Below are 24,909 nucleotides of genomic sequence, written 5' to 3' on the forward strand. Positions count from 1 at the left end.
ATATGGAACAACATGAAAAAGAAATCATGGACAGAGTCAGACAGCAGATAGAAAATATTGAGATTCCAGAACAGTTAAGGCCAGAGGCGGTGGAAGAACAGTTGATGAGACATCAAAAAAGATACAGAAAGAAAGCATATCGTTATGCATTGACGGCAGCAGCATGTCTTGGACTGCTTGGGATAGCGTATATTCAGACAAAGGAGCGTACAGTTGGCAAAAAAGGGTATGTTAATCCGGTTGTAAAAGAGGTGCAGGAGAGCGAAGGGCTTCGAATGGCAAAATCCTACAAAGAGGTTTATCAGTTCGTTGAAGAATTCGACTATTATTATGGAGATGGAGTTGTATTGGAGTCCGAAGAAAAAGCGACCTCGGAGAATGCGGTGGAAGATAGTGGGAAAACAGAAAGCAGTTATTCCAAGACTAATACGAGGGAGGAGAGTGTAGACGAGGGAGATATCGTCAAGACGGATGGACGTTATCTATATGTGGTGAAAGAAGAAGGCAACGAAATTGGTATTGTGGATACAGCGGAAAATAAATTGGAGCAGATAGAGCAGATTACGCTTGGGGAAGAGATGAAGGTATCGGAGATATATGTTCAAAATCAATATCTGATTGTTCTTGGTAGCGAAAGAGAAAGAATCTACAATAACAAAAATGAATTTTCAAAGATCGCCTCTGATTGTGCAGAGGTAGATAATAGCGAGGCAAAGAGTATCATATATGACATTTCTGACAGAGAGAAACCAAAGAAACTTGGAGAGTGTTCGCAGAGTGGAAGTTATGTCACTTCGCGTCTGAATAACCATTATCTATATGTATTCAGTCAATATAATATCTACAATCCGGAAGAAGGTAAAAAAGAACGGTATATTCCATGTGTGGATGGAGAGCTGCTCGCCAGTGATGAGATATGCCTTCCAGAGACAGAAAGAGCAAACACTTATACAGTAATTACAGCGATCGACATACAAAATCCAAGTGCAGAAAAGAATTCAGTCAGTATTTTGTCAAATGGAGGTTTTTGTTATGCGAGCGCAAAAAATATTTATATCTGTGAAAATATTTGGAAAGAAACTGGTAGGTCTACTGAGATTAGAAAATTTTCTTATGGAAATGGTAAAATAAACGGTCAGGCAAAGGCGGAAGTGAACGGTTATCTGAACGACAGTTTTAGCGTTGACGAGTACAATGGATACCTCAGAATGGTTACGACTCTGGAGGAGACTGAGTCCAATTCTGTGTATGTGTTGGATGAAAAACTAAATGTGACTGGGACAATCGAAAATCTGGCAAAAAATGAGCGTATCTATTCTGCGCGCTTTATGGGAGACACTGGATATTTTGTGACGTTTAGAGAGACAGATCCTCTCTTTTCAGTTGATTTATCTGATCCTGACAATCCGAAAATCATAGGTACACTAAAAATTCCAGGATTTTCAGAATATCTTCATCCATATGGGGATGGACTGCTTCTTGGGATCGGAGAGGAAGTTGACGAGAAAGGAGTAGAGAGCAATCAAGTCAAACTTTCTATGTTCGATATCTCAGATCCGTCCAATGTCAAAGAAATTGATAAGATAGTATTGAATGGCAGTTATTATAGCACGGCATTTGACCAATATAAGTCGGTACTGGCAGATGCAGAGAAAAATCTGATTGGTTTTTATACATTTGGAGAAAAAGAAAACTATTATCATATTTATGAATATAATAGGATGCAAGGATTTACCTGTAAGAGGAAAGAAATGACAAAAGAATATGGGGAAAATGTCAGGGGAATCTATATAGATAGTACGTTTTATCTAATCAATGGAAATCAGATTGAGTCTTACAATCTCGAGAACTATGAAAAAATAGAAGAACTTATACTTTAAAAACAGACATTTTTCAGTTTTATATATTGAATTTTAAAAATAATAATAAAATATAAAAATAGTATTGACAAATAAAGGCCGTAGTGTTATTATAAACTCAACAAAAAAATTCAGAAAAGAAAAAATTTCTGAAAATAGTAAGAAAAGGAGGCTTTGGTCCAATGGATAGTTCAGAATTTACAATTCAATATGTTGGTGGTATGGCAAATGTAAAAACCTGTGATGAAAGCCTTTACCATAGAGTATAAGTATAATCCAGAGAAAGAAAATAAGTAAAGAATTTTATTCGGAAAGTAAGGAATCTGGAGTAAAGAAAATCAATATTTGCAGACATATTGAAAAGAGAAATACCACATAGATTCAAAGGAAACGATAAGATGTGTAAAGAAACATCCAAAGAGATTAGAATTAGGGAATAAGAATAATCATAGCTTTGAGTTAGAGATTGTATATAAAGTCAAAAAGGCAACAGGTTTTATAATTGATATATTTTCCGAAAAGGTGAGTAAAAAAACAATAAAATAGAGAGTAAGGTTATCTTATAAAAGTTTAAGATAACCTTATTTTTATTACGTTTTTGTTACATCTTTTTGACATTGGTTATCTCCTGTGATAAAATAAAGCAGAATGTAGAAAGCTAAAATTCGATTAGACAGAAAGGTCATAGAAATAATAGGGGTGAATACTTTGGATAAATACGAATATCGAGTAAAAACAGAGCAAATGCTTGAGTATATGGGAGAAAAATCGTATAAAAAGGCAGCAGAAATAGCGGATAGCATTGATTGGAGAAAAGTTAAAAATGCGGCAATGCTCTGTGGGGCAAGTGAAGTTTATGAATATAATGGAGAGTATGAAAAAAGCAGGGAAATTTTATTTTTAGCATATGATAGAGCACCTGGAAGTAGAAAAATTGTATATCGTCTCGGAACTTTAGCACTAAAAATGAATGATATAAGGGAATCTGTAGATTGCTATGAAGAATTTGTTGCTATGGCTCCAAAAGATCCGAACCAATATATATTAAGATACAAAATTTTGAAAAGCCAAAAAGCTCCTTTGAATCAGCAGATTGAAGCATTGGAAGATTTTAAGAAGGCAGAGTATGTGGAAAAGTGGGCTTATGAACTTGCAAAGTTATATGATGCGGCAGGGATGCTAACGGAGTGTTTGGAAGAATGCGATGATTTGATTCTGTGGTTTAGTGAAGGAAAATATGTGTATCAAGCTATGGAATTGAAGATGAAATATAAGCCATTAACGCCGTTGCAGCAAGAGAAATATATTCACAGAAATGACAAACCAACTCCGGCAAAAAGGAAGAAGGAACCGATAGCTGAAAAATCTGAAGAAATAGCAGAGAAAAAAGAGTATGTTGAGGAAGAGAAAAAGGCAGAACCTTTTGAAGAGGAAGAACAAGAGGTGACTTCAGAGCCGAAAGAAGAGAAAGAGGCTTTGGAGATGAAGGAAGCGGAAGAAGTAGCGCTGGAGGAGAAAGAAGAGCCGAAAGAAGAGGAAGCAGTCTTGGAGGAGGAAGAAGAGCCGAAAGAAGAGGAAGCAGTCTTGGAGGAGGAAGAAGAGCCGAAAGAAGAGGAAGCAGTCTTGAAGGAGGAAGAAGAACCGGAAGAAGGGGAAGACGCCTTGGAGATGAAAGAGGAGCTGCGAGAAGAAGAGTTGATTTTGGAGGCAGAAGAAGGGACGAAAAAAGAGAAATGTACTTCGGAGATAGAGAAAGAGCCAGAAGAAAAGGGAACTGTTTCGGAGACGAAGGAGGAGTCAGAAGAGAAAGAAACCTCTTCTTCAGAGGAAGAAATAGATGAGCAGATGAAAAAAGAGATTTTTTCTCAAACTACTAAAATGAGTGTAGAGGAAATTTTACAAAACTGGGAAGAAAAACAGAAAGAAAATGCCCAGATTATTCAAGAAGAACAAGAGAAGGCAAGAGCGGAGAGAGAAAGACAAGAAGCAAAAAAGGTGGAAGAGGTAGAGAGCATTCTCCCAGATGACATTCGACAATTGATGGAAGAGTTAGAAGCAGAAGCTGTAGAAATCCGCACGAATAAAAATAGAAGAGAACGGACGGAACAAGTTTTTGAGAGAAAATCAGAAATAGAATCCGTAGAGGAAATTCCGCAAGAGCAAGAAGAGGAAATGGAAGAGCCGGAAGAAGATCCATTTGATGAGGAAAGCTTTAATGAGGAAGCGTTTGAAGAAGTGGAAGCCGATGGATTTGAGGAGATTGAAGAGATTGAAGAAATTGAAGAATCAGAGGGAATCAAGCTTGGAGACACACAGGCAATTGCGATATCAGCCAAAGCGTTGATGAATGATACTGTGGTGGAAGAACCCATAGAAAAAGTACAGGAATTGCGCACAGAGAGTCCAACTTCACCGTTTGATACAGGTTTTATTGTGCAAGGACGCTATGATTTAGATGTTCAAAGTGAGATTGGAATAAAGGCTGGTTTGACAGAAGAACAGAAAAAATTATTCTCTTATTTTGTACCAGTACATGGTATGAGCGAACAGATTGTAGACGTATTGGAGAATGATAAAAAATGTAAAACTAGATATGGAACTTCAAGAACTGCTAATTTATTAGTTGTAGGTAGAAAGGGTTCCGGAAAGACGGTTTTGGCTGTAGATATTGTGAAGGCAATTCAAAAAAATAGGAAGCTAAAACAAGGAAAAGTAGCGATTGTTACAGCGGAGTCGTTGAATAAAAAAGATGTTTCACAGATTATAGAAAAATTACATGGTGGAGCAATCATTATTGAGCGTGCTTCTCAGATGAATAAAAAAACGGTCGCACAATTAAATGATCTCATGGAAGAACAAACAGGGGAATTACTTGTAGTATTGGAAGAAGAGCGCAGACCTCTGGATAAGATGCTATCAGCATATCCTGCCTTTAAGAAGAAATTTACTTCACGTTTAGAGCTTCCTGTATTTACTAATGATGAGTTGGTGACATTTGGTCAAACATACGCAAAAGAAAATGGTTATAAGATTGATGAAATGGGTATTTTAGCTCTTTATAGCCGCATTGATCTTATGCAGAGAGAAGAGAGTGTTGTGACAGTTGCGGATGTAAAAGAAATTGTGGATGAAGCAATCGAACATTCTCAAAGGAAGAATTTTAAGCGTTTTATAAAGAAACTGTTTAAGAAAGGCAAGGAAGAAACTTCGAGAATTATTTTACAAGAACAAGATTTTAGATAAGATAATAGAAAACTGCCATGCTGACAGAAATTAAATCTGTTAGTATGGCAGTTTTTGGTAAAATACACAGCAAGTTTGATTGAGTAATAATCATATTAAGGTGAAGATAGTTATAGTTTTTTGGAATATAATACTATTATTACTATAAATATAGTGATAGAATAAACTTATAATAAGTAGGAATAAACGACAAAGCAAAATATGATTTAGGAAGGTAATGGTATGGGAGAAGAAAACAAAAAGAAGTCATATGAAGTTGGAGAATTAGATCATTACTTATTTGGAAAAGGAAATCATTATGAGATATACAAAAAACTCGGTTCTCATATGATAGGGGGGGAAGAAAAAAAAGGAGTTTATTTTGCAGTATGGGCTCCGCATGCGAAAGAAGTTTCGGTAGTTGGTGAATTCAATCAGTGGGATCCTCAGACAAATCGGATGAAAAGGGAAGAACCATTGGGAATTTATACATGTTTTGTTCCAGATGTGCAGGAAGGTGCATTATACAAATATTGTATCAAAACATACAAAGGAGATTACATTTATAAAGCAGACCCATTTGCAAATTATGCGGAGCTTCGACCAGGGAACGCATCTAAAGTAGTTGATATTAGTAATATGAGATGGACCGACAGCAAGTGGATGGAACGAAGGGCAGTATGGGATCATCACAAAGAGCCAATGTCCATTTATGAAGCACATATTGGTTCGTGGAAACGGCATCCTGGTAGAGAAGATGAGGGATTCTACACATATAGGGAGTTTGCAAAGGCAGCTGTAGAGTATATCAAAGAGATGGGATATACACATATTGAGCTAATGGGAATTGCAGAATATCCGTTTGATGGATCGTGGGGATATCAGGTGACAGGTTATTATGCACCGACTTCGCGGTATGGAACACCGGAAGATTTCGCATATATGATTAATTATTTTCATAAAAATAAAATTGGGGTGATTCTTGATTGGGTTCCGGCACATTTTCCCAAAGATGCACATGGACTTGCAGACTTTGATGGAACGCCGACTTTTGAGTATGCAGATCCAAGAAAAGGAGAACACCCAGACTGGGGAACTAAGGTATTTGATTATGGGAAATCTGAAGTTCAGAATTTCCTGATTGCAAATGCGTTGTTTTGGATTGAGCATTATCATGTTGATGGATTGCGAGTTGATGCGGTTGCATCTATGTTGTATCTGGATTATGGGAAAGAAGATGGGCAGTGGATTCCAAATAAGTATGGTGGAAATGAAAATCTTGAGGCAATCGGATTTTTCAAACATTTGAATTCTGTTGTTATCGGAAGAAATCCAGGGGTAGTCATGATTGCAGAAGAGTCCACAGCATGGCCGAAAGTAACATCACCTGTAGAATGCGACGGACTTGGATTTAGTTTGAAGTGGAATATGGGGTGGATGCATGATTTTACAGAATATATGAAACTGGATCCATATTTTAGAAAAGGATGTCATAATCAGATGACATTTGCTATGAGCTATGCGTATAGTGAGAAATATATTCTTGTATTGTCTCATGATGAGGTGGTTCATCTGAAATGTTCTATGTTAAACAAGATGCCTGGACTTGAATTTGATAAGTTTGCGAATTTGAAAGTTGGATATGCATTCATGATGGGGCATGTTGGCAAGAAACTTTTATTTATGGGACAAGATTTTGCTCAGCTTCAGGAGTGGAGTGAAGCACGAGAGTTGGATTGGTTCCTTCTTGCAGAAAGTTGGCATAGACAGCTACAGGAATTTACAAAGGATTTATTGCATCTGTATAAAAAGAACAAGGCGATGTATGAGTTGGATTGCTCACCTGAAGGATTTGAGTGGGTGAATGCAGACGATGCTGAGAGGAGCATCTATAGCTTTATCAGACATGCGAGAGATGGAAAGAGAAATCTTTTGTTTGTGTGTAATTTTACTCCAGTTGCGAGACCGGAATATCGTGTAGGCGTTCCAAAGAGAAAACAATACAAATTGATTTTAAACAGCGACGAAAAGAAATATGGTGGGGAAGGTAAGGAACGCCCTGTAATTTATAAGGGTGTGAAAAAGGAATGTGATGGAAGAGAGTTTTCTTTTGTGTACGACTTGCCGCCATATGGGGTTGCAGTGTTTGAGTTTTAGATGATTTAAAGTGGTAGAAAATATACCAGATAGAAAAAGAGGGAAACAAATGAAAAAGGAAAGACAAACAAAACTTACAAACAAGATGATATTAGTGATTGTTCCAACGATTATTATAGTGATTGGACTAATTGTAGGAGGAACATATCAGAATACGTCAAAGATCGTGAAAAAAGAAAATAGTGAGATTTTGCAGAAGAATACAGAAAAAGTCTATGCAGAGATTGAAGGGTGGATGCATTCTACAGTTGCAGTAATAGAGACTGAAGCGGATACATTGCAGTATATGAACATGACGCCGGAAGAAGAAAAAGAATATATTAAACTTACAGCACAGAAAAATAGTGCGTTTCCTGCGGGTATTTATATCACTGATAAAGAAGGGAATATGACACATGCCACATTTGTGCCGGGGGAAGATTATAATGTCTTTGAAAAATCCTGGTACGTGAACGGACTAAAATCGAGTGTGATTGAGTTTGGAGAAGTGTTTTTTGATGAAGAAAGTCAAAAATATGTAGTAGGTGTATCTGGACAATTAAAAGACAAACAGGGAAGTGTAAGAGGTGTAATAGCAGCTGACTTATATTTAAATGAAATTTCTAATTTGGTGAAGAATGTTAAAATTCAAAAAAGTGGAGGATGTTTTTTAGTTGATAATAAAAATTCAATGATTATAGGACATTCCAAGGAAACACTTGTTGGAAAGACATTGAAGGAAGAGGGCGGATTATACAAATATGTGGAAAGCCTTATCAATGACAAAAAAGAAGGTTTTTTTAAATATGGAGAAGGTGGAGATGCTCTAAATATTGAACTCAAGAATTTTACCGGAACAGATTGGACACTAGTATCTTATGTTCCAGAAAAAGAGGTAATGGCTGATTTAAACAGCTTGTTGGTAAAGACTGTTGTAATGGCAGTAGTAGGAATTATTGTTCTATGTGTTTTACTGATTATTGTCGTGTTAAGAAGAATTATCAAGCCAATTAAGGAAATTGATAATGTTGCGCAAAAAATAGCTCAGGGATCTTTGAATCAGGAAATTACATATCATTCTACAGATGAATTGGGGAACTTGGCAGCCCATTTCAATTTAACAGCGGGAAGGTTAAGGGATTATGTGGATTATATTGATGAGATATCCCAAATTTTAACTCAAATTGCCAGTGGAAATCTTAAATACACACTTGAAAATAGTTATGAAGGTGAGTTTGAGAAGGTTAAGGAAGCATTGCTGAATATTTCAGATTCTCTTACAGGTACAATCAAAAAAATTGATGGGACATCTATAAAAGTAACTAATAGTGCCGAGCAAGTGGCAGCTACAGGACAGATTTTATCTCAGAGTTCTACGGAACAGGCAAGTTCTGTTCAAGAGCTGGCTGCATCAATTTCAGAAATATCAGAGCGTGTGAAGAGCAATGCGGAATTTGCAAAAGAGGCAGATCAGGAATCAGTAAAGACAGGCAAAGATATTGAGCAGAGCAATGAAAAGATGCAAGAGATGATGTCTGCAATGAATGAGATTAGCAGAAAATCAGATGAGATTGGAAAGATTATCAAGACAATAGAAGATATTGCATTCCAGACAAATATATTGGCTCTGAATGCGGCAGTGGAAGCAGCAAGAGCTGGAAATGCAGGAAAAGGTTTTGCGGTTGTAGCAGATGAGGTACGAAATCTTGCAAGCAAATCAGCAGATGCAGCTAAAAATACTACAGCTTTAATTGAAGAAACTGTTTCAGCGGTAGGAAATGGTACTGCGATAGCGAAAAGAGCAGCTGAGGCAATGGATGGAATCGTAGAGAGTTCAAAACGAGTAATGGAGATTATAAATAGCATAGCTGTTTCATCAGAAGAACAATCTACTTCTATATCGGAGATTACATTGGGAATTGAACAAATATCACAGGCAGTTCAAACAAATGCAGCGACAGCTGAGGAAAGTTCTGCGGCAAGTGAAGAACTATCTGAACAGGCAAAAATTTTAAATGAATTAGTTGAAAGATTTCAGATTTAAGAATGAATATGGAAGAGCAAGCGATTTTATTGCGGGCACATCATGGAATGTGCCTTGCATTTTTTCAAGGAGAAGGATATAGCGATTCGTTTGTGGTGCATATGGGAAAGATTTTAGAACAGATGCAGGAGAATCCTTCTTTGCAAATTATTACGCATGGAGATGTTATCTGTGAGAAATGCCCCAATTTAGAAAATGGAAGTTGTAATACGCCGGATCTTGTTCGGGCATATGATCAGAAAGTGCTTTCTTTTTGTGGTTTGGAAGAAGGTACAGTTTTGACTTGGGATACTTTTTCTAAACTGGTATCAGAACGAATCTTACTTCAGGGGAAGAGAAAAGAAATATGCGGAACATGTAAATGGAGTGAACTTTGTGAATAGAAAGTTCACTCCATTTTTGAATAGAATAGTGTATTCCATTATATTTTCCGCTGTTTTATCACTTTTAATCGTGTGAATTCTTCACGTTCTTTTTCCTCCAAAGCATTGGAAATGGAAGATACCAAAGTGGTATAAGTCGGAATTGTAATATTTTTCAGAGCGTTTGCCCGCTTTTGTGTTTTTTTAATATTGGTCGCAAGCCGGTAGGCTGCATTCTCAATCATGGATAATTTGATCGTAAGCTCTTTTACTTTGCGAAATGCTTCGCGTGCACGGTCGATGGATTCATCAGTTGTACTGAAAGAGTAAGTCGGCTGATTCTCATCCGGAGTGTAATCCACAAGTGGAATTTCCGTTCCCATAATGCTTCGGCTTTTGATCTTGATAGAATCCTCAATTGGGACGGTATAGGCAAGTTGGGATACGAGACTGATACCGTGTTCAATATTGGCGTGCTGCAGGCATTTATATGCATGTGTGAAGGTGGAATCAATCTGTTCCTGAATGTCCTTTGCCTGATCGATCAGTTCCATAAGTTCGCGGATCAGAATATTTCTTTTCTTGTCCATAAGCTCATAACCCTGATTGGCAAGAGCCAGAGAATTCTTTGCAAGAATCAGATTTCCTTTTGTGGGAAATGTGCGAGGATCCATAAGAACGCCCCCTTTCTATGAGTCTGAACGATTATCATAAAATTGTTCCAAAATCTTTGTGTCAATACGATCTAATTCTTCTCTTGGAAGCATTTTTAAAAGTTCCCATCCAAGGTCAAGTGTCTCTTCGATTGTACGGTTTTCCTCCAGCCCCTGACCGATATAGCGTTCCTCGAATTCCTTTCCGAAGGCAAGGTATTTTTTGTCGATCGGGGAGAGTTCATCTTCACCGATGACAGAGGCAAGGTTTCTCGCTTCTCCTACTTTGGCGTAGGATGAAAAGAGCTGGTTGGCAAGATCTTGATGGTCTGCGCGAGTGTATCCCTCTCCGATACCGTCTTTCATCAGACGGGAAAGGGACGGTAAAATATTGATTGGAGGGTAGACGGATTGTCCGTGGAGTGCACGGTCAAGTACAATCTGCCCTTCGGTGATATAGCCTGTCAAGTCAGGAATCGGGTGCGTGATATCGTCATTTGGCATTGTCAAAATTGGCAGTTGTGTTACTGAACCGTTGACACCTGCCACAATTCCTGCGCGTTCATAGATTGTCGCAAGTTCACTGTAAAGATATCCCGGGAATCCTTTTCGGCTTGGAATCTCGCCTTTGGAGGAGGAGACTTCACGCATCGCCTCCGCAAAGGATGTCATATCTGTGAGGATGACAAGGATATGTTTGTTCTGCTCAAATGCCAGATATTCTGCGACGGTGAGCGCTACTTTTGGTGTGATAAGACGCTCCACGACCGGATCGTTTGCCAGATTCAGGAACATGACTACGTGGTCGGATACACCGCTTTCTTCAAATGTGCGCTGGAAAAATTCCGCAACGTCATGTTTGACACCCATTGCAGCAAATACAATAGCAAATTCTTCATCGGAATCATCTCCGAGAGAAGCCTGTTTTACAATCTGAGCGGCAAGCTGGTCGTGTGGAAGACCGTTTCCGGAAAAAATCGGAAGCTTCTGTCCTCGAATCAGTGTGGTCAGACCGTCGATTGCAGAGATACCGGTGCGGATATAGTTTCTAGGATATTCACGTTTTACCGGGTTAAGCGGAAGTCCGTTGATATCTCTTGTCAACGTTGACGTAATCGGACCGAGATCGTCAATCGGCTGCCCGATTCCGTTAAATGTTCTTCCGAGCATATCCGGTGAGAGGGCGATCTCCATCGGATGTCCGGTGAGTTTTGTGTGGGTGTTGAGCAGAGACATATTTTCAGTCCCTTCAAATACCTGAATAACTGCTTTATCCTCGTAAATCTCAATGATGCGACCTAACTTACGCTCGTTTCCGTTTACTACAAATTCTACGATCTCATCAAAGAACGCATCCTGTACACCCTCCAGCACGATCAGAGGACCGTTGATGCTGCTTAAGCCTAAATATTCAATTGCCATACAAATCCTCCTCCTTTATGCGTTCTTTTCCATAATCCGGTCATAGAATGCATCGATTTTTTTCATATATTCATCAAATAGTTCGAGTTTGTCATTTGGCACATCGTATTTGATCGCAATGACCTTTTCGAAAATATCTTCTTCTTTCAGAACAGAAATCGGCATGTTCAGTGTGATGAGTGCTTTTGACTTCTGATATAAATACAAGATAACTTCCATCATCTTGAACTGCTTTTCTAATGAGACACAAGTGTCGTCTGCATGAAATGCGTTTTGCTGAAGGAATCCCAGTCGGATGACTTTGGCAATTTCCAAAACGAGTTTCTGGTCGTCCGGCAGCACATCGCTTCCGATTAATTTTACGATTTCCATCAGGCTGCTCTCTTGATTCAAAAGAGCCATCAGCTGATTGCGGTAGTCGACAAACTTTGGCGAAACGTGTTCGTTATACCATGGGGCGAGATCGAGCAGATATTCACTGTAGCTTGTCAGCCAGTGGATTGCCGGAAAATGTCTCGCATACGCAAGGCTCTTATCAAGCCCCCAGAAACATCTGACAAAACGTTTGGTATTCTGTGTAACCGGCTCAGAGAAGTCGCCGCCCTGTGGTGATACAGCTCCGATAATAGATACAGAGCCGTCAGTTCCGTTTAAGTTGTGCATCATGCCCGCACGCTCGTAAAACGCAGATAAGCGTGATGCCAGATAAGCAGGGAAACCTTCTTCCGCAGGCATTTCTTCAAGACGTCCTGAGAGCTCTCGAAGTGCTTCTGCCCAACGAGATGTGGAGTCTGCCATGATTGCCACGTCATATCCCATATCACGGTAGTATTCTGCAAGTGTGAGACCGGTGTAGATGCTCGCTTCACGGGCCGCCACCGGCATGTTGGAAGTATTTGCGATCAAAGTGGTTCGGTCCATCAGAGGATTGCCAGATTTAGGATCCACCAGTTTTGTAAATTCTTCCAGTACCTGTGTCATCTCATTTCCACGTTCTCCACAGCCAATGTAGATGATGATGTCGGCATCGGACCATTTTGCGATCTGGTGCTGTGTCATTGTCTTTCCGGTTCCAAATCCACCAGGAACACAGGCGGTGCCGCCTTTTGCAATCGGGAACATCGTATCAAGAATACGCTGTCCGGTGATGAGCGGAACGGACGCAGGAAAACGGTGGTGCGTTGGGCGGGGAACACGAATCGGCCATTTCTGAGTCATAGTCAGGTCGATCGTCTCGCCGGAGCTTAGCTCGACTGTTACGAGCGGTTCATCAATTGTGTACTCTCCATCCGGCATGACTTTAGTGATAATCCCGCTGATATGTGGAGGCACCATGCATTTGTGCACGATGGCCGTTGTCTCAGGCACTTCGGCAATGATATCACCTCCGTGAACGGAATCTCCGATGGAGACTGTCAGATGTGTCTTCCATTTTTTTTCTTTATCCAGCGAATCTACACTCACACCACGGCTGATAAATGCACCGGAATTTTCGGCGATGCGTTCCAGCGGACGTTCAATACCGTCAAATATATTATTGAGAATTCCCGGGGCGAGGGTTACGGAGATGGCATCTCCAGTAGCCTCAACAGTCTCTCCCGGACGCAGCCCGGTCGTCTCCTCAAAGACCTGAATGGTTGTCTTATCTTTATCAAGTGCGATAACTTCGCCGACTAATCTTTCTTTCCCTACATAGACCATCTCTGACATTTTAAATCCGGTATTTCCTTTCAGATAGATGACAGGACCGTTTACTCCATAAATTGTTCCGGTTCTAAACATAGTTGCCACCTCCTAAAAACAAGAAATTGTCGTATTCTTCCGAGAGTGCTGATTTAAACGAGTAGTCGATCAGAATACGTCGTTTTTGCATGACGGCACGTGTCCCACCGATAAAATCCTCTCGGCTTACGGTGAGGGAGGCGCCGGTTTTTGCTTCTAAATCATCTTTCAAATGCGCATCACTTGGATTGATGTAGATCAGAATTTCTTCACCATCTGCAAAATCCAGTGATTTTTGAATGCGTTTTTCCAGAATTTTTTTGTAGTCATCTGTCTTCATATATTCTTTTACAAGTACAAGAACACGTTTGAACAAGCGGTTTTTTAAGTCTGTCTGGCATTTTCCCTGTTCGCGTTTGAGTTCGATCTGTGCTCTTGCCATGGCTTTATTTAAAGATTGTCTGGCGTTGGCGGTCTCTGTTTTTAAGGTGAGTTCCGCCTGACGGATGGCAGTCTCTTTATGCTCTTTTAGTATCTGGTCTAAAGCCTCTTGATGTTCACTTATAATCTCGTTGCCCATTGCTCTGGCATCTTCCATGGAAGCATCCTGCAGATACTTTAATTTTTCTTCGATTGTCAAGATTTCACCTTCTTTTACTATAGTTTCAAGCCGATGGCTTCATTTACATAAGATGTGATAAAGTCTTTTTTACGGCCGGTTCCGTGACGGTCAGGAATTTCGACAAGCAGCGGTAGTTTTCGTTTGAGCTTGATCTCATCGATAAGATCGGGAAATTCCCGCCCGAATTTTTCGGTGAGCAAAACGATACCGATGGATTTGTCATCCATAACTTTCTGCAGGGCGTCGTGAAGCTCGCTTCGTTCGTGTACAACAACACCGTCTACGCCGGCGAGTCGCATTCCTGTGTACGTATCGACATTATCACTGATCAAAAACATCTTCATAATTACAATTTACCTAAGATCATGAAGGAGATGATCAGTCCGTAGAGACAAACACCTTCTGCAAGACCTGCAAAAATTAAGGATTTACCAAAAATGCTGGAGTCTTCGCTGACTGCTCCAAGAGCAGCGCTTGCAGCACTGGCAACAGCGATACCACCACCGATACATGCTAAACCGGTAACGAGAGCGGCGGCGATATACCCAAGTCCTGTGGCGGTAGAAGCAGCAGTTGTAGCTGCATCAGCAGCCTGCGCAGAACCGCCAAACATCATAATGCCTGCAATTACAAAAGCGCCAAAGTAAAAGAAGATATTGACGCCGATTGCCTTTTTGTAGCGCTTTTTGTTTTTCTCACCGATCAGATAGTATCCGAAAGGAAGAATGATGCTTAAGATTAAAGTTACGATAAGAGTTAATTTTACTGTTAAAGTCATAATGAAAACCTCCTGAGTTTATACATTTTTCTGATTATATGGTTTGAATTCGCGTCCGCTTCCTTTGTAAAAGCGGCTGAACATTTCATAATATTCCAGTCTTAACACCTGGATTCCGACAACAAGCCCTTCCATCAGGCAGACAAATATGTTGCCGGCTACAATGACGATCCAATTTGGACTGCTGTTTTGTGTGGCGCCGCCAAGCATAAGTACAACTTCCATCATCGCTGCATGGCTGACAGCAAAAGCGCCGATACGCACAAAAGAAAGTGTGTTGGAAAAGTAACTGAGCATTGTTTCAAATAATTCGAAGAATGCCTGTACAAAAAACATGACTTTTCCGCCTTCTGTTTTTCCGGTGCGCTTTTCAAGTTTTTTGGCGAGCGGTTCCTTGAAGACCATCAGCAGAACCGGGACACCGAAAAGCACGGCGAGCAAAATGTTAGCAGGCATCTTGTGACCTGTCATAAACAAGACAACCGCCAATACGACAGAGCCATAGAAAATCAGTCCGGCGACTCCGTTCGGTGAGAACCATGCGTTTTCTAAATCATGCGCCCGCAGGGAGTTGATAATCTGGAAAATCATGGACAGGAGAATGATTCCCATTCCAAATGTGATTGCAACGATAAATACGGTGTTCAGTTGACCGACAAACGGAAGGCTCGTCATAGCTGAAATCGGATGCAGCCATTTTGCCTCAATGATATTTTCAAATCCAAATACACTTCCGAACATAAAGCCGAAAAAGGTGGAAAAGATACCGGCAAGCGAGATGACCCCCGCAAGATCAATTTTTTTGAATTTGTAGAGCAGTCCGCCCCCGATTGCGAGACAGAGCCCCTGGCCAACATCTCCGAACATGGCGCCGAAGATAAAGGTGTAAGTCAGCGCGAGAAAAATCGTCGGATCCATCTCATTGTGTGCCGGAAGTCCGTACATACGGATGAACATTTCAAATGGCTTGAAGATCTTCGGGTTCTTCAATTTTGTCGGAGGTTCCCCGAAATAGGTCTCGTGGTCATCTTCCACGACGACAAACAGGTTCGGATCATGCTTGACGTCTTCGAGGAAGGAACTGATGTCAGCCTCGGACATCCATCCGCATAATATAAAGAAGTTATCGTGTTTGTCTTCCACACAGGCAGCAAGCTTTCGCACATCGAAGTTCTTGGCGAGTACCTGCAGACGTTTTTGTGCCGAGACAAGTTTTGCGCTGTCTTTTGAGAGAATCTCAGCAATCTCTTCGTCGATATGCCGGATTTTTTTCTCAATCGAATGAATACTTTTTTCAAGTGTGCGGCATGCATCAGTCGGCGTGGTATCATACTCATCCGGCAGGAAAATACGCTCAAAATGCAGTGATTTTAAAATAGCGTCGATGCGTTCGGAATCGGAGCGGGAGGAGAAGTATACGCCGTATACGTAGCTTGTATCTCTTCCGCCCTCTAAAAAGATTACATTAAGGTCCTCGCTTACATATTTTTCTACTTTGTGATAATAGTTCAGTGCAACACGCCCAAAACGGAATTTGATAAAGTGATACTGCATCACGTCGTGGATGTTGCATTCGAGACCTGAAAACGGTTCGATCACTTTGAGTTTGTCTCGCAGTGCTTCTTGTTCCTCTTTCAGGTTCTGTTCTTTTTCTTTGAGATCCATATAGTTGTTGTTTGCTGTACGGATTGTCTGGAACAGCTCCTCCATCGAAAGCGGAACTTCCGGAAGAGATTCTTTGTCAGACAAATATCCGACGAACTGATTCGCCTTTTCCAGTGCATCTTTATATGGATTGATCTCGATAAACGGCTGAAGGTTATCGACCGTTTTTAATTCCGAAAGAGCATTTTCCAATTGAATCTCATATTTTGAGAAATACAGATCCGTTACCCGGTCAATGTCATTTTTCGGTCCGGTGATACTTAAAAATTTCATTTTTACAATCATTGTGGTCTCACACCCCCTATATATTTTAATGTTTCTCCAGCGGACAGACCATAGCGAATACATTCCAATGCCGTTGTAAGCTTCCTTAGTTCCTCTTCTTTTTGGAAAAGATAGGAGTTGATGGAAGCAATGGAATACGGATGTTCTTTGCGGTCGGTGGAGTAAAGGCGTGACAGGCAGTCCGTATACATCTTTTCAATGGTAAATGCATCATCTAAGGGCTGCCGTCTGCCGTAATAAGTCTTTCGGAGCAGTTCCATGAACTCGTCCAATGACTCGCTTTCGATCAACGTTTTTATCTCAGGAAGTTTGATGTGAAAATAAACCGGAATGATAAAAGCGTAAATCTGAATGGAATCCATGTTATAGTATTTTTTTGCACGGTAAATCCATTGTAAATTAATCAAATCGATCTTCGTTCCGCAGTCGCGGGTAAAAATCTTAAGTTCCAATCCTTTGAGCGTTTTTTTGCGCGCTTTCCAGACGGAGGTAAATTCATATAAGTTGAGGGCGAGGTCGTAATCAAACAGATCGACGGGCTGCCCGGATTCCTGTAAAATTTTCAGTGGAGCGTAATATTCTGTGCCTTGCAGATTGTCTACTAATTCTTCCATGGTCTTGGAAGTGATCAGACGGTTGATTGAAATCTGGGAGTAGCGGTCAAAAAACGACTTTTTGTGATTCAGATCAAACGGTTCTTCATAATGGTTGTAGACAATTCGCAGACAGTAGTTGATCAAATCAACTTCATAGCGTTTGAGATACAGTCTTAAAAATCGTTGGTGTTCCAGACCCGAGAAACGATACAGTTTGGAGTAATCGTTGTAAAGGGACTGGATGAGGATTTTCTCGACATCTCCACGGTGAAGTGTATTCTCATCTACAGTTTCAAAGGCTTTTGCGTACGCGGGAAGTTTCTTCAAATAAGTGACCACCTCGGCAACATTGCGCAATTGTGCAATTTCCCGGAAGTGGTCATCTGTTAAAAGCTTGGCCTGCATTGCATGTATCTTTGTTACGATTCCACTATATGATAGTAGATTTCCCATAATTATACCTCTGTAATGCGTTTCAATATTTCGTGAGCGTATTGCTCATGCTTGATTTCGTATTCCCTTGTGAGTGAATGAATGGTTCGCTCACTTTCTGACTGCAGCTGCTGTAGCTGCGTATTCATTTTAGAAGTCAGATTTTGCTGGATTGCATCCAGTTTTTCTTTTGTGCTTGCAGCCAGATCTTCGTCGAATCTTTGTTGGTCTTTTTGCATCTTTTGATCGAGCCTGTCTTTTTCTGATTCGGCATGCTTTACAATGGCTGTAGCGGCTGTCTCAATTTCTGACAATTTGCTGATAATAGAATTCATTGTGAACCCTCCTTTTGTGCAAGCTGATATGAATAATGTAACACAGTAGAAGAAATAAAAAAAGGGTTTTGCGAAAATAATGCAACTATAAATTGACGATATATCTCCGACGAGATATACTGAGAAAAAAGAATGAGGTGCAAGAGTATGAGACTTAGAAATATTCCGGGTGCAGATGATGTGATTCAGAACCATCCGGTTGCAATAAAGAATGAGATAGAACAAAAAGGGAAGTGGCATACGGTCTTTGGAAATGAGAACCCGATTCACATTGAGATTGGAATGGGGAAAGGGCAGTTTCTCTTGAATCTTGCCAAGCAGAATCCGCAGATAAACTATATTGGAATCGAGCGCTATTCGAGTGTTTTGCTGAGGGCATTGGAAAAATACGACACAGAAGAATTTTGTGATATGAAAAATATTCGTTTTATCTGTATGGATGCTTTCACGCTGCCGGATGTGTTTGGAAAAGGCGAAGTGGCAAAGATCTACCTGAATTTTTCGGATCCTTGGCCGAAGGCAAGACATGCCGGGAGAAGGCTTACGTCTACTCGATTTTTTGGACAGTATGACAAGGTGCTGGCACAAGACGGTGTTGTGGAATTTAAGACAGATAACAGCCAGTTGTTTGAGTTCTCCCTGGAACAGGTGGCGGAAGCAGGATGGAAATTGCTGGCACATACATATGACCTGCATCACGATGAAAAGATGAATGTGGGGAATATTATGACAGAATACGAGCAGAAGTTCTCAAGCATTGGCAATCCGATCCATAAGTTGATCGCAGCGAGGAAATAGTTCGAAGCTTTCGGCATATTCTATATAGAAAGTATGTGTATAGAACAGGAGAACCTTATGGGGAAAGGAAAGTGGAAACATTCGTTTTGTCAGTTTTGCTATGATAACAGGAAACTGACATGTAAGCTAAAATGCATTAGACGCTCGTTTGAAGAGGTCTGCGATATCTTGAATGCAAGATGTAAACCATAAGGGCGAGCTGTACACTAGTGTCCGGGAGGGTGGCATATGCAGGTTACACTGATTGTTCTGTTTGCGCACTGGTGTCCGAAATGTAATATGATGATGCCGGTTGTGGATGAGATAGAAGAGGTCTATAAGGAACAGCTGGAAGTCGTCAGAATAGACATTGAAAAAGAAACTGAAATTGCAAAAGATTATAGTATCCAAATTGTACCGACATTTGTTATAATGAAACAAGGAAATGAAGTTATGAGGATGGCTGGGATCATCGGTGAGGAGATTCTGAAAAAGAGGATTGAGGCGGTGATTGGAAAGTAGAGGAATGTTTACTCCGGTAAAGCCGGTGGGCTTTGCCGGAAAAGCGAAAGAATGATTCAGGAAGGATATGACGGATATATGTATGATAATGATTTTTCAAATCTTGGAAGACAGATCCAAGAGACGGTGCAAAACGCTGTAGAGTCGATGAATTACGATCGCCTGAACCAGACAATTAACCAGACGGTGAATCAGGCGCTGGATGAGGCGAGAGTATATAAGGAAAAAGTGAGAAGGCAGTATGAGGAGAGCCAGAAAAGACAGGCTGAGAATCTGAGGAAGCAGGCACAGACCAACCAGCAAAGCAATGTCTATCAGGCAAACTATGCAAGACCGGTAGGGAAAAAGCAGATCAATATGGTGCTTGCGCCCAAGATCAAAAAAGGGACAGGACGCATTGTGGCAGGAACGATATTGAGTATTGTTTCGATTGCGGGGATGATCGCTCTGCTGGTTACAAAGACATTTTTAGAGATGATAGGTACAGCAAGTCTTGCCGAGATCGTTCTAGGTCCAGGTGTGCTTTTGATTCCGTTTCTGGCAGGAATTATTTTGTCTGCGACAGGAAATCATTATCGCAAGAGATACAGACGGGCGCGAAAATATGTAGAGATTTTGAATGGAAGAGGCTTCTGTGAGATTAAGGAATTGGCAGAAAAGTCGAATCAGTCAGAGACAGAGACGAGGAAAGATCTTCGAAAGATGATTCAGAAACGAGTGTTTCGGGAAGCGTACATGGACAAGCAGGAGACCTGCCTGATGATTAATCGGATTGCATATGACTATTATCTGCAGGCGGAGGAATCGCTTCGGCAGAGGGAGATGGAAGAGGCAAAAAGAAAAGAACAGGAAGAGAAGATGTCACCTGAGATTTTGGAGATGATCCGCACCGGGGATGAGTATATCAGGACAATCCGTGAGGCGAATGACGATATTCCGGGTGAAGTTATTTCTGAAAAGTTAGACAGATTGGAGCAGGTTGTGCGTCGTATTTTTGAGTCAGTGAAAAAACATCCGGAGCAGAAAAAAGAGATGGATAAGTTTATGGACTATTATATGCCGACAACACTGAAGCTTGTGAATGCGTACCGTGAGTTTGATGCTTTGGAAGTAAAAGGGGAGAATATCACGAATGCGATGCAGGAGATTGAGAATACACTCGATACCATCAGTCGAGCGTTTGAAAAGCTTTTAGATGATCTGTTTCAGGATGCTGCGTTTGACGTATCAACGGATATTTCAGTTCTGCAGATGATGCTCGCAAGAGAAGGATATAAAGAAAAAGATTTTAAATAGTAGGAGGACATAAGCTTATGGGACAAGATATCAATGAGATGATGCAGGAAGCGCCGGTTTTGACCTTGGATCCGTTTGGGGAGACAAAAGAAGAAGTTGTGGAAGTAAAAGAAGAGCAGGTTGAGGAATTGGACGTGCTCACACCGGAAGAAAAAAAGATGGTAGCAGATTTTGCGGCAAAGATCGATCTGAGAAGTTCCAACGCAATTCTTCAGTATGGAGCAGGGGCCCAGAAGAAGATTGCTGATTTTTCAGAAAGCGCGCTTGAGAATGTAAAGACGAAGGATCTTGGCGAAGTTGGAGATATGCTTGCGGGTGTTGTGACGGAACTTAAGAGCTTTGATGAGGAAGAGGAAGAAAAAGGGATTTTTGGATTCTTTAAAAAAGGCGGCAATAAGCTTGCGAATATGAAAGCGAAATATGACAAGGCAGAAGTGAATGTGAATAAAATTTGTGATGCGCTGGAAGGACATCAGATACAGCTTATGAAAGACATTGCCATGCTGGATAAGATGTATGAACTGAACACAACGTATTTCAAAGAACTTTCGATGTACATTGCAGCAGGGAAGAAGAAATTACAGGATGTTGCGGCGACGGAGCTTCCTGAACTGGAGGCGAAAGCTGCACGGTCAGGGCTGCCGGAAGATGCGCAGGCGGTCAATGATCTGAATGCATTATGTAATCGGTTTGAAAAGAAAATTCATGATTTGGAACTGACTCGGACGATCTCGCTTCAGATGGCGCCGCAGATTCGTCTTGTGCAGAGCAATGACACGGTCATGTCTGAAAAGATTCAGTCTACGTTGGTAAATACGATTCCGCTGTGGAAAAGTCAAATGGTTTTGGCGATTGGTGTGGAAAATTCTTCTCGTGCAGCAAAGGCTCAGCGGGAAGTGACTGATATGACGAATGAATTATTGAGAAAGAATGCGGAAAAACTCAAACTCGCTACGGTGGAGACTGCAAAAGAGTCAGAGCGGGGCATTGTCGACATCGAGACGCTGAAAGCAACCAATGAATCTTTGATTTCTACATTGGATGAAGTGATGAAGATTCAGCAGGAAGGAAAAGAAAAGAGAAGAACGGCAGAAGTAGAATTGAACCGTATCGAAAATGAACTGAAACAGAAACTATTGGAGATCCGGTAGGACTTTTTATAACATATCCCTCATATACTTGGTATTATTGCCAAGTATATGGGGGATTTTTTATGGAGTATGTAAAGGAAATCAATGCGGTTGTAAACCGTTTCATCTGGGGACGGGGAATGCTCGCTGTCTTTCTGTTTGTCGGAGTGATGTTTACCGTGCGCACCGGATTTTTCCAGTTTACAAAGGTGCGGATCTGGCTAGGGAAAACAATCGGGGAGATGTTTCGGGACAGGCGTGTGCGCAGGACCGAAGAGGAACATTCTATTTCGCAGTTTCAGTCTTTTTGTACAGCACTTGCTGCGACACTTGGAACCGGGAATATCACAGGTGTGGCAGCAGCATTGATTGCAGGAGGACCGGGAGCTATTTTTTGGATGTGGGTATCTGCGTTTTTGGGGATGATGACAATTTATGCGGAAAATCTTCTGGGGATACGGTATCGCTATAAAAATAGAAAGGGAGAATGGGTTGGCGGCGCTATGGTGTACATAGAGCGTGGACTTGGGTGTAAATGGCTTGCCGTGCTTTTTGCTGTATTCTGCATTTTTGCATCATTTGGAATGGGAAATATGACACAGGCGAATTCCATGGCAAGCGGATTAAAAGAAAGTCTCTCTATTCCGCCGTTCATTACAGGAGCGGTTGTGACACTTGTTGTGGCGGCAGTAATTTTAGGCGGTGTGAAGCGGATTGCGGCAGTGACAGAAAAAGTGGTTCCATTTGTGGCATTGTTTTATATGGCAGGCGGAATGCTCGTGCTCATTCATTTCCGCGCGGAAGTTCCGGGAGCAGTACGCATGATTTTTGAGGAGGCTTTTCGCATGAAAGCAGTGGGAGGAGGAGTGATAGGATATGGAATTCGTCAGGCAATGAAAATCGGTATTTCGCGAGGGGTATTCTCCAACGAAGCGGGGCTTGGTTCTTCTGTCATGGCGCATGCGGCATCAGATGTGAAATCTCCTGCCATACAGGGAATGTGGGGAATCTTGGAAGTGTTTATTGATACGATTGTAGTATGTACGATGACAGCGCTTGTAATCTTAAGTTCCGGTGTCTATAAGCCGCAAGTGTATCTTTCCAATATGGCGCGTGGAATCGAAAATGTGGATGGAACGACTTTGACCGGGGAAGCTTTTTCGACGGTTATTCCTTTTGGAGATAAATTTCTTGCAATTTCGATCGTATTGTTTGCTTTTGCAACAATGGTTGGCTGGGCATATTTTGGAGAGCGCACGGCGGCATATCTGTTTGGAGAAAAATCGGCGTTTCTTTACAAAATGGTCTATGTACTGATGATTCTGCCGGGGTGTATGATGACGCCGCACCTTGCGTGGGAGGTGGCGGATACGTTCAATGGACTGATGGCATTGCCAAATATGACAGCTCTGATTTTGCTTAATGGTGAAGTTGTCTATATCACGAAAGAATATATTAAAAATAAGGTGTAAAATTATACAAAAAAAATAAAAAAAACAACACAAAACTATGAAAAATGATATAATAAGAAATGATAGTGCTTGAGGATAAAATATGAGAAAGGAAAGGCGAAAATTATGGGAAGGAAAATGATAAAGAGACTGATTGCCGGGATGCTGACAGCAGCCGTTGCGATACCGACTAATTTTATGCCGGTACAGGCGGCAAAACAAACCGCAGAGGACTATGTAATCTATCCAACTCCTCATAAGATGGAATATCAGGAGGGAGATTATATTCTCGGCAAGGAGATGAATGTCATCTATGACACCGGAATTGATGAGGCGACAAAAGACCGGCTGGAGGAGGCAGCGGCGCTCAAAGATATTAAGGTGAAGGAGTCAGATGAGCCGAAGAAAGGTGCGACGAACGTCTATGTCGGCGTGCACGGAGAAGACGGAGAGGCAGAGGACTATATTACAAAAGAGTATGCACCGGAAGATGCATTGTTTGAGAAGACAGATTCGTATTTTTTGGCGAGTGATGAAAATGTCATCTCTGTACTTGGAAAAGATACAGATTCTGCATTTTACGGACTGACTACGCTGTATCATGTATTTGCACAGCTTGACAGTCTCATAATACGAAACTTTGAGATTGAGGACTATGCAGATGTTGTGAGCCGTGGATTTATTGAAGGATATTACGGAAATCCATGGTCTACAGAAGACCGCGTGAATCTGATGAAATGGGGCGGATATTATAAACTGAATGCATATTTTTATGCACCGAAAGATGATCCGAAGCACCGCACGCAGTGGGATGAACTTTATACGGAGGAAGAGTTAAAGACAAAGATCAGACCATTGGCAGAGGCAGGAAATGAGTCTAAATGTCGTTATGTATATGCGCTGCATCCGTTCCCGGGCGAAAATCATCTTCGTTTTGATGAACATTATAAGGAAGACTTAGCAAAACTGCAGGCAAAGTTCAAACAGGTGATCGATTAGGGTGTACGTCAGATTGCTATTCTTGCAGATGACTTCTGGAATCCGGGTGGACAAAACGGATTACGCCTGTTGAATGATATGACAGATTGGCTCAAAGAAGTGAAAAAAGAATATCCGGATATGAAGATGACAATTCCATATGTTCCATATGACTATATGGGCAACGGAAGCAGTCAGGAACTTCAGATTTTGAAACAGGCACCGGACAACGTACAGATTGTTATGACTGGAGGAAGAGTCTGGGGAGAAGTGACGGATAACTTTACTTCTACATTTACAAACAATGTAGGTCATGGACCATTTATGTGGATTAACTGGCCTTGTACAGATAACTCAAAGAAACACCTGATCATGGGTGGATATGATACATTCCTTCATCCGGGAGTGGAACCATCTAAGATTCAGGGAATTATGTTGAATCCAATGCAGCAGTCAGAGCCAAGTAAGGTTGCAATCTTCGGAAATGCATCTTACGCATGGAATATCTGGGAGACAAAAGAAGAGGCAGAAGAGATTTGGAATGCATCCTTCTCTTTCGTGGATCACAATTCTGCAATTTCAAATGAAGCAAGCGATGCGCTTCGTGAGATGTCAAAGCATA

General features: G+C 41.1%; 20 protein-coding genes and 1 pseudogene. 12 read left to right on the forward strand and 9 right to left on the reverse strand.

What is annotated here, in order from left to right; genetic code table 11:
- Positions 1–2 precede the first annotated feature (2 nt).
- From ACTQXY_RS04765 to ACTQXY_RS04785, 5 genes are all read left to right on the forward strand, one after another.
- Positions 3–1,880, forward strand: a complete 1,878-nt coding sequence (locus ACTQXY_RS04765; RefSeq protein WP_441658516.1) for a beta-propeller domain-containing protein — start codon at positions 3–5, stop codon at positions 1,878–1,880.
- A gap of 687 nt (positions 1,881–2,567) precedes the next feature.
- Positions 2,568–5,102, forward strand: a complete 2,535-nt coding sequence (locus ACTQXY_RS04770; protein WP_441658517.1) for a hypothetical protein — start codon at positions 2,568–2,570, stop codon at positions 5,100–5,102.
- 222 nt (positions 5,103–5,324) lie between these two features.
- Positions 5,325–7,238: a 1,4-alpha-glucan branching protein GlgB gene (gene glgB, locus ACTQXY_RS04775; RefSeq protein ID WP_441658518.1), complete on the forward strand. Its 1,914-nt coding sequence runs from the start codon at positions 5,325–5,327 to the stop codon at positions 7,236–7,238.
- 49 nt (positions 7,239–7,287) lie between these two features.
- Entirely contained in the window at positions 7,288–9,261 is a 1,974-nt protein-coding gene (locus ACTQXY_RS04780) for a methyl-accepting chemotaxis protein (RefSeq protein WP_441658519.1), read from the forward strand.
- Positions 9,262–9,269: 8 nt separating this feature from the next.
- A complete protein-coding gene (locus ACTQXY_RS04785) occupies positions 9,270–9,644 on the forward strand; it encodes a DUF1284 domain-containing protein (RefSeq protein ID WP_441658520.1) in 375 nt (124 codons plus the stop codon).
- Positions 9,645–9,682: 38 nt separating this feature from the next.
- On the opposite strand, the gene ACTQXY_RS04790 is transcribed toward ACTQXY_RS04785, so the two are convergent.
- The 9 genes from ACTQXY_RS04790 to ACTQXY_RS04830 are packed head-to-tail and all read right to left on the reverse strand — an operon-like array spanning position 9,683 to position 18,133.
- On the reverse strand, positions 9,683–10,297 hold the full coding sequence (locus tag ACTQXY_RS04790; protein ID WP_004613051.1) for a V-type ATP synthase subunit D: 615 nt from the start codon (positions 10,295–10,297) through the stop codon (positions 9,683–9,685).
- A gap of 15 nt (positions 10,298–10,312) precedes the next feature.
- Positions 10,313–11,698 (reverse strand): V-type ATP synthase subunit B, encoded by a 1,386-nt coding sequence (locus tag ACTQXY_RS04795; protein WP_441658521.1) that lies wholly within the window; start codon positions 11,696–11,698, stop codon positions 10,313–10,315.
- Between the two features lie 15 nt (positions 11,699–11,713).
- Positions 11,714–13,480, reverse strand: coding sequence for a V-type ATP synthase subunit A (locus ACTQXY_RS04800; protein ID WP_004613049.1), 1,767 nt, complete (start codon positions 13,478–13,480; stop codon positions 11,714–11,716).
- Positions 13,473–14,060, reverse strand: a complete 588-nt coding sequence (locus ACTQXY_RS04805) for a V-type ATP synthase subunit E family protein (RefSeq protein ID WP_441658522.1) — start codon at positions 14,058–14,060, stop codon at positions 13,473–13,475. The genes ACTQXY_RS04800 and ACTQXY_RS04805 overlap by 8 nt, the downstream gene beginning before the upstream one ends.
- Positions 14,061–14,077: 17 nt before the next feature.
- Positions 14,078–14,386 (reverse strand): V-type ATP synthase subunit F, encoded by a 309-nt coding sequence (locus tag ACTQXY_RS04810; RefSeq protein WP_004613047.1) that lies wholly within the window; start codon positions 14,384–14,386, stop codon positions 14,078–14,080.
- A 2-nt stretch (positions 14,387–14,388) separates the two neighbouring features.
- Positions 14,389–14,820: an ATP synthase subunit C gene (locus ACTQXY_RS04815; protein WP_004613046.1), complete on the reverse strand. Its 432-nt coding sequence runs from the start codon at positions 14,818–14,820 to the stop codon at positions 14,389–14,391.
- An 18-nt stretch (positions 14,821–14,838) separates the two neighbouring features.
- Positions 14,839–16,770 (reverse strand): V-type ATPase 116kDa subunit family protein, encoded by a 1,932-nt coding sequence (locus tag ACTQXY_RS04820; RefSeq protein WP_441658523.1) that lies wholly within the window; start codon positions 16,768–16,770, stop codon positions 14,839–14,841.
- Positions 16,767–17,819: a V-type ATPase subunit gene (locus ACTQXY_RS04825; protein ID WP_441658524.1), complete on the reverse strand. Its 1,053-nt coding sequence runs from the start codon at positions 17,817–17,819 to the stop codon at positions 16,767–16,769. The genes ACTQXY_RS04820 and ACTQXY_RS04825 overlap by 4 nt, the downstream gene beginning before the upstream one ends.
- 2 nt (positions 17,820–17,821) lie before the next feature.
- On the reverse strand, positions 17,822–18,133 hold the full coding sequence (locus tag ACTQXY_RS04830) for a hypothetical protein (RefSeq protein WP_004613043.1): 312 nt from the start codon (positions 18,131–18,133) through the stop codon (positions 17,822–17,824).
- A 132-nt stretch (positions 18,134–18,265) separates the two neighbouring features.
- Here ACTQXY_RS04830 and trmB point away from each other — a divergent pair, with 132 nt between their 5' ends.
- From trmB to ACTQXY_RS04865, 7 genes and pseudogenes are all read left to right on the forward strand, one after another.
- Positions 18,266–18,931, forward strand: a complete 666-nt coding sequence (gene trmB / locus ACTQXY_RS04835; protein ID WP_441658525.1) for a tRNA (guanosine(46)-N7)-methyltransferase TrmB — start codon at positions 18,266–18,268, stop codon at positions 18,929–18,931.
- A gap of 57 nt (positions 18,932–18,988) precedes the next feature.
- Positions 18,989–19,123 carry a hypothetical protein gene (locus ACTQXY_RS04840; RefSeq protein ID WP_441658526.1) on the forward strand — a complete coding sequence of 45 codons (135 nt, stop codon included), beginning with the start codon at positions 18,989–18,991 and terminating at the stop codon, positions 19,121–19,123.
- Between the two features lie 36 nt (positions 19,124–19,159).
- The gene (locus ACTQXY_RS04845) at positions 19,160–19,432 is read left to right on the forward strand and encodes a thioredoxin family protein (RefSeq protein WP_441658527.1); all 273 of its coding nucleotides are present in this window, start codon (positions 19,160–19,162) and stop codon (positions 19,430–19,432) included.
- A gap of 51 nt (positions 19,433–19,483) precedes the next feature.
- Positions 19,484–20,728, forward strand: coding sequence for a 5-bromo-4-chloroindolyl phosphate hydrolysis family protein (locus ACTQXY_RS04850; RefSeq protein WP_441658528.1), 1,245 nt, complete (start codon positions 19,484–19,486; stop codon positions 20,726–20,728).
- Positions 20,729–20,745: 17 nt separating this feature from the next.
- Positions 20,746–21,879 (forward strand): toxic anion resistance protein, encoded by a 1,134-nt coding sequence (locus ACTQXY_RS04855; protein ID WP_441658529.1) that lies wholly within the window; start codon positions 20,746–20,748, stop codon positions 21,877–21,879.
- A gap of 62 nt (positions 21,880–21,941) precedes the next feature.
- The gene (locus ACTQXY_RS04860) at positions 21,942–23,330 is read left to right on the forward strand and encodes an amino acid carrier protein (RefSeq protein ID WP_441658530.1); all 1,389 of its coding nucleotides are present in this window, start codon (positions 21,942–21,944) and stop codon (positions 23,328–23,330) included.
- A gap of 177 nt (positions 23,331–23,507) precedes the next feature.
- A pseudogene (locus ACTQXY_RS04865) lies at positions 23,508–24,887 on the forward strand (beta-N-acetylglucosaminidase domain-containing protein); the annotation flags it as partial.
- Positions 24,888–24,909 lie beyond the last annotated feature (22 nt).

Source organism: Faecalimonas sp. LCP19S3_D12 (assembly GCF_052121495.1).
Taxonomy (GTDB): Bacteria; Bacillota; Clostridia; order Lachnospirales; family Lachnospiraceae; genus Faecalimonas.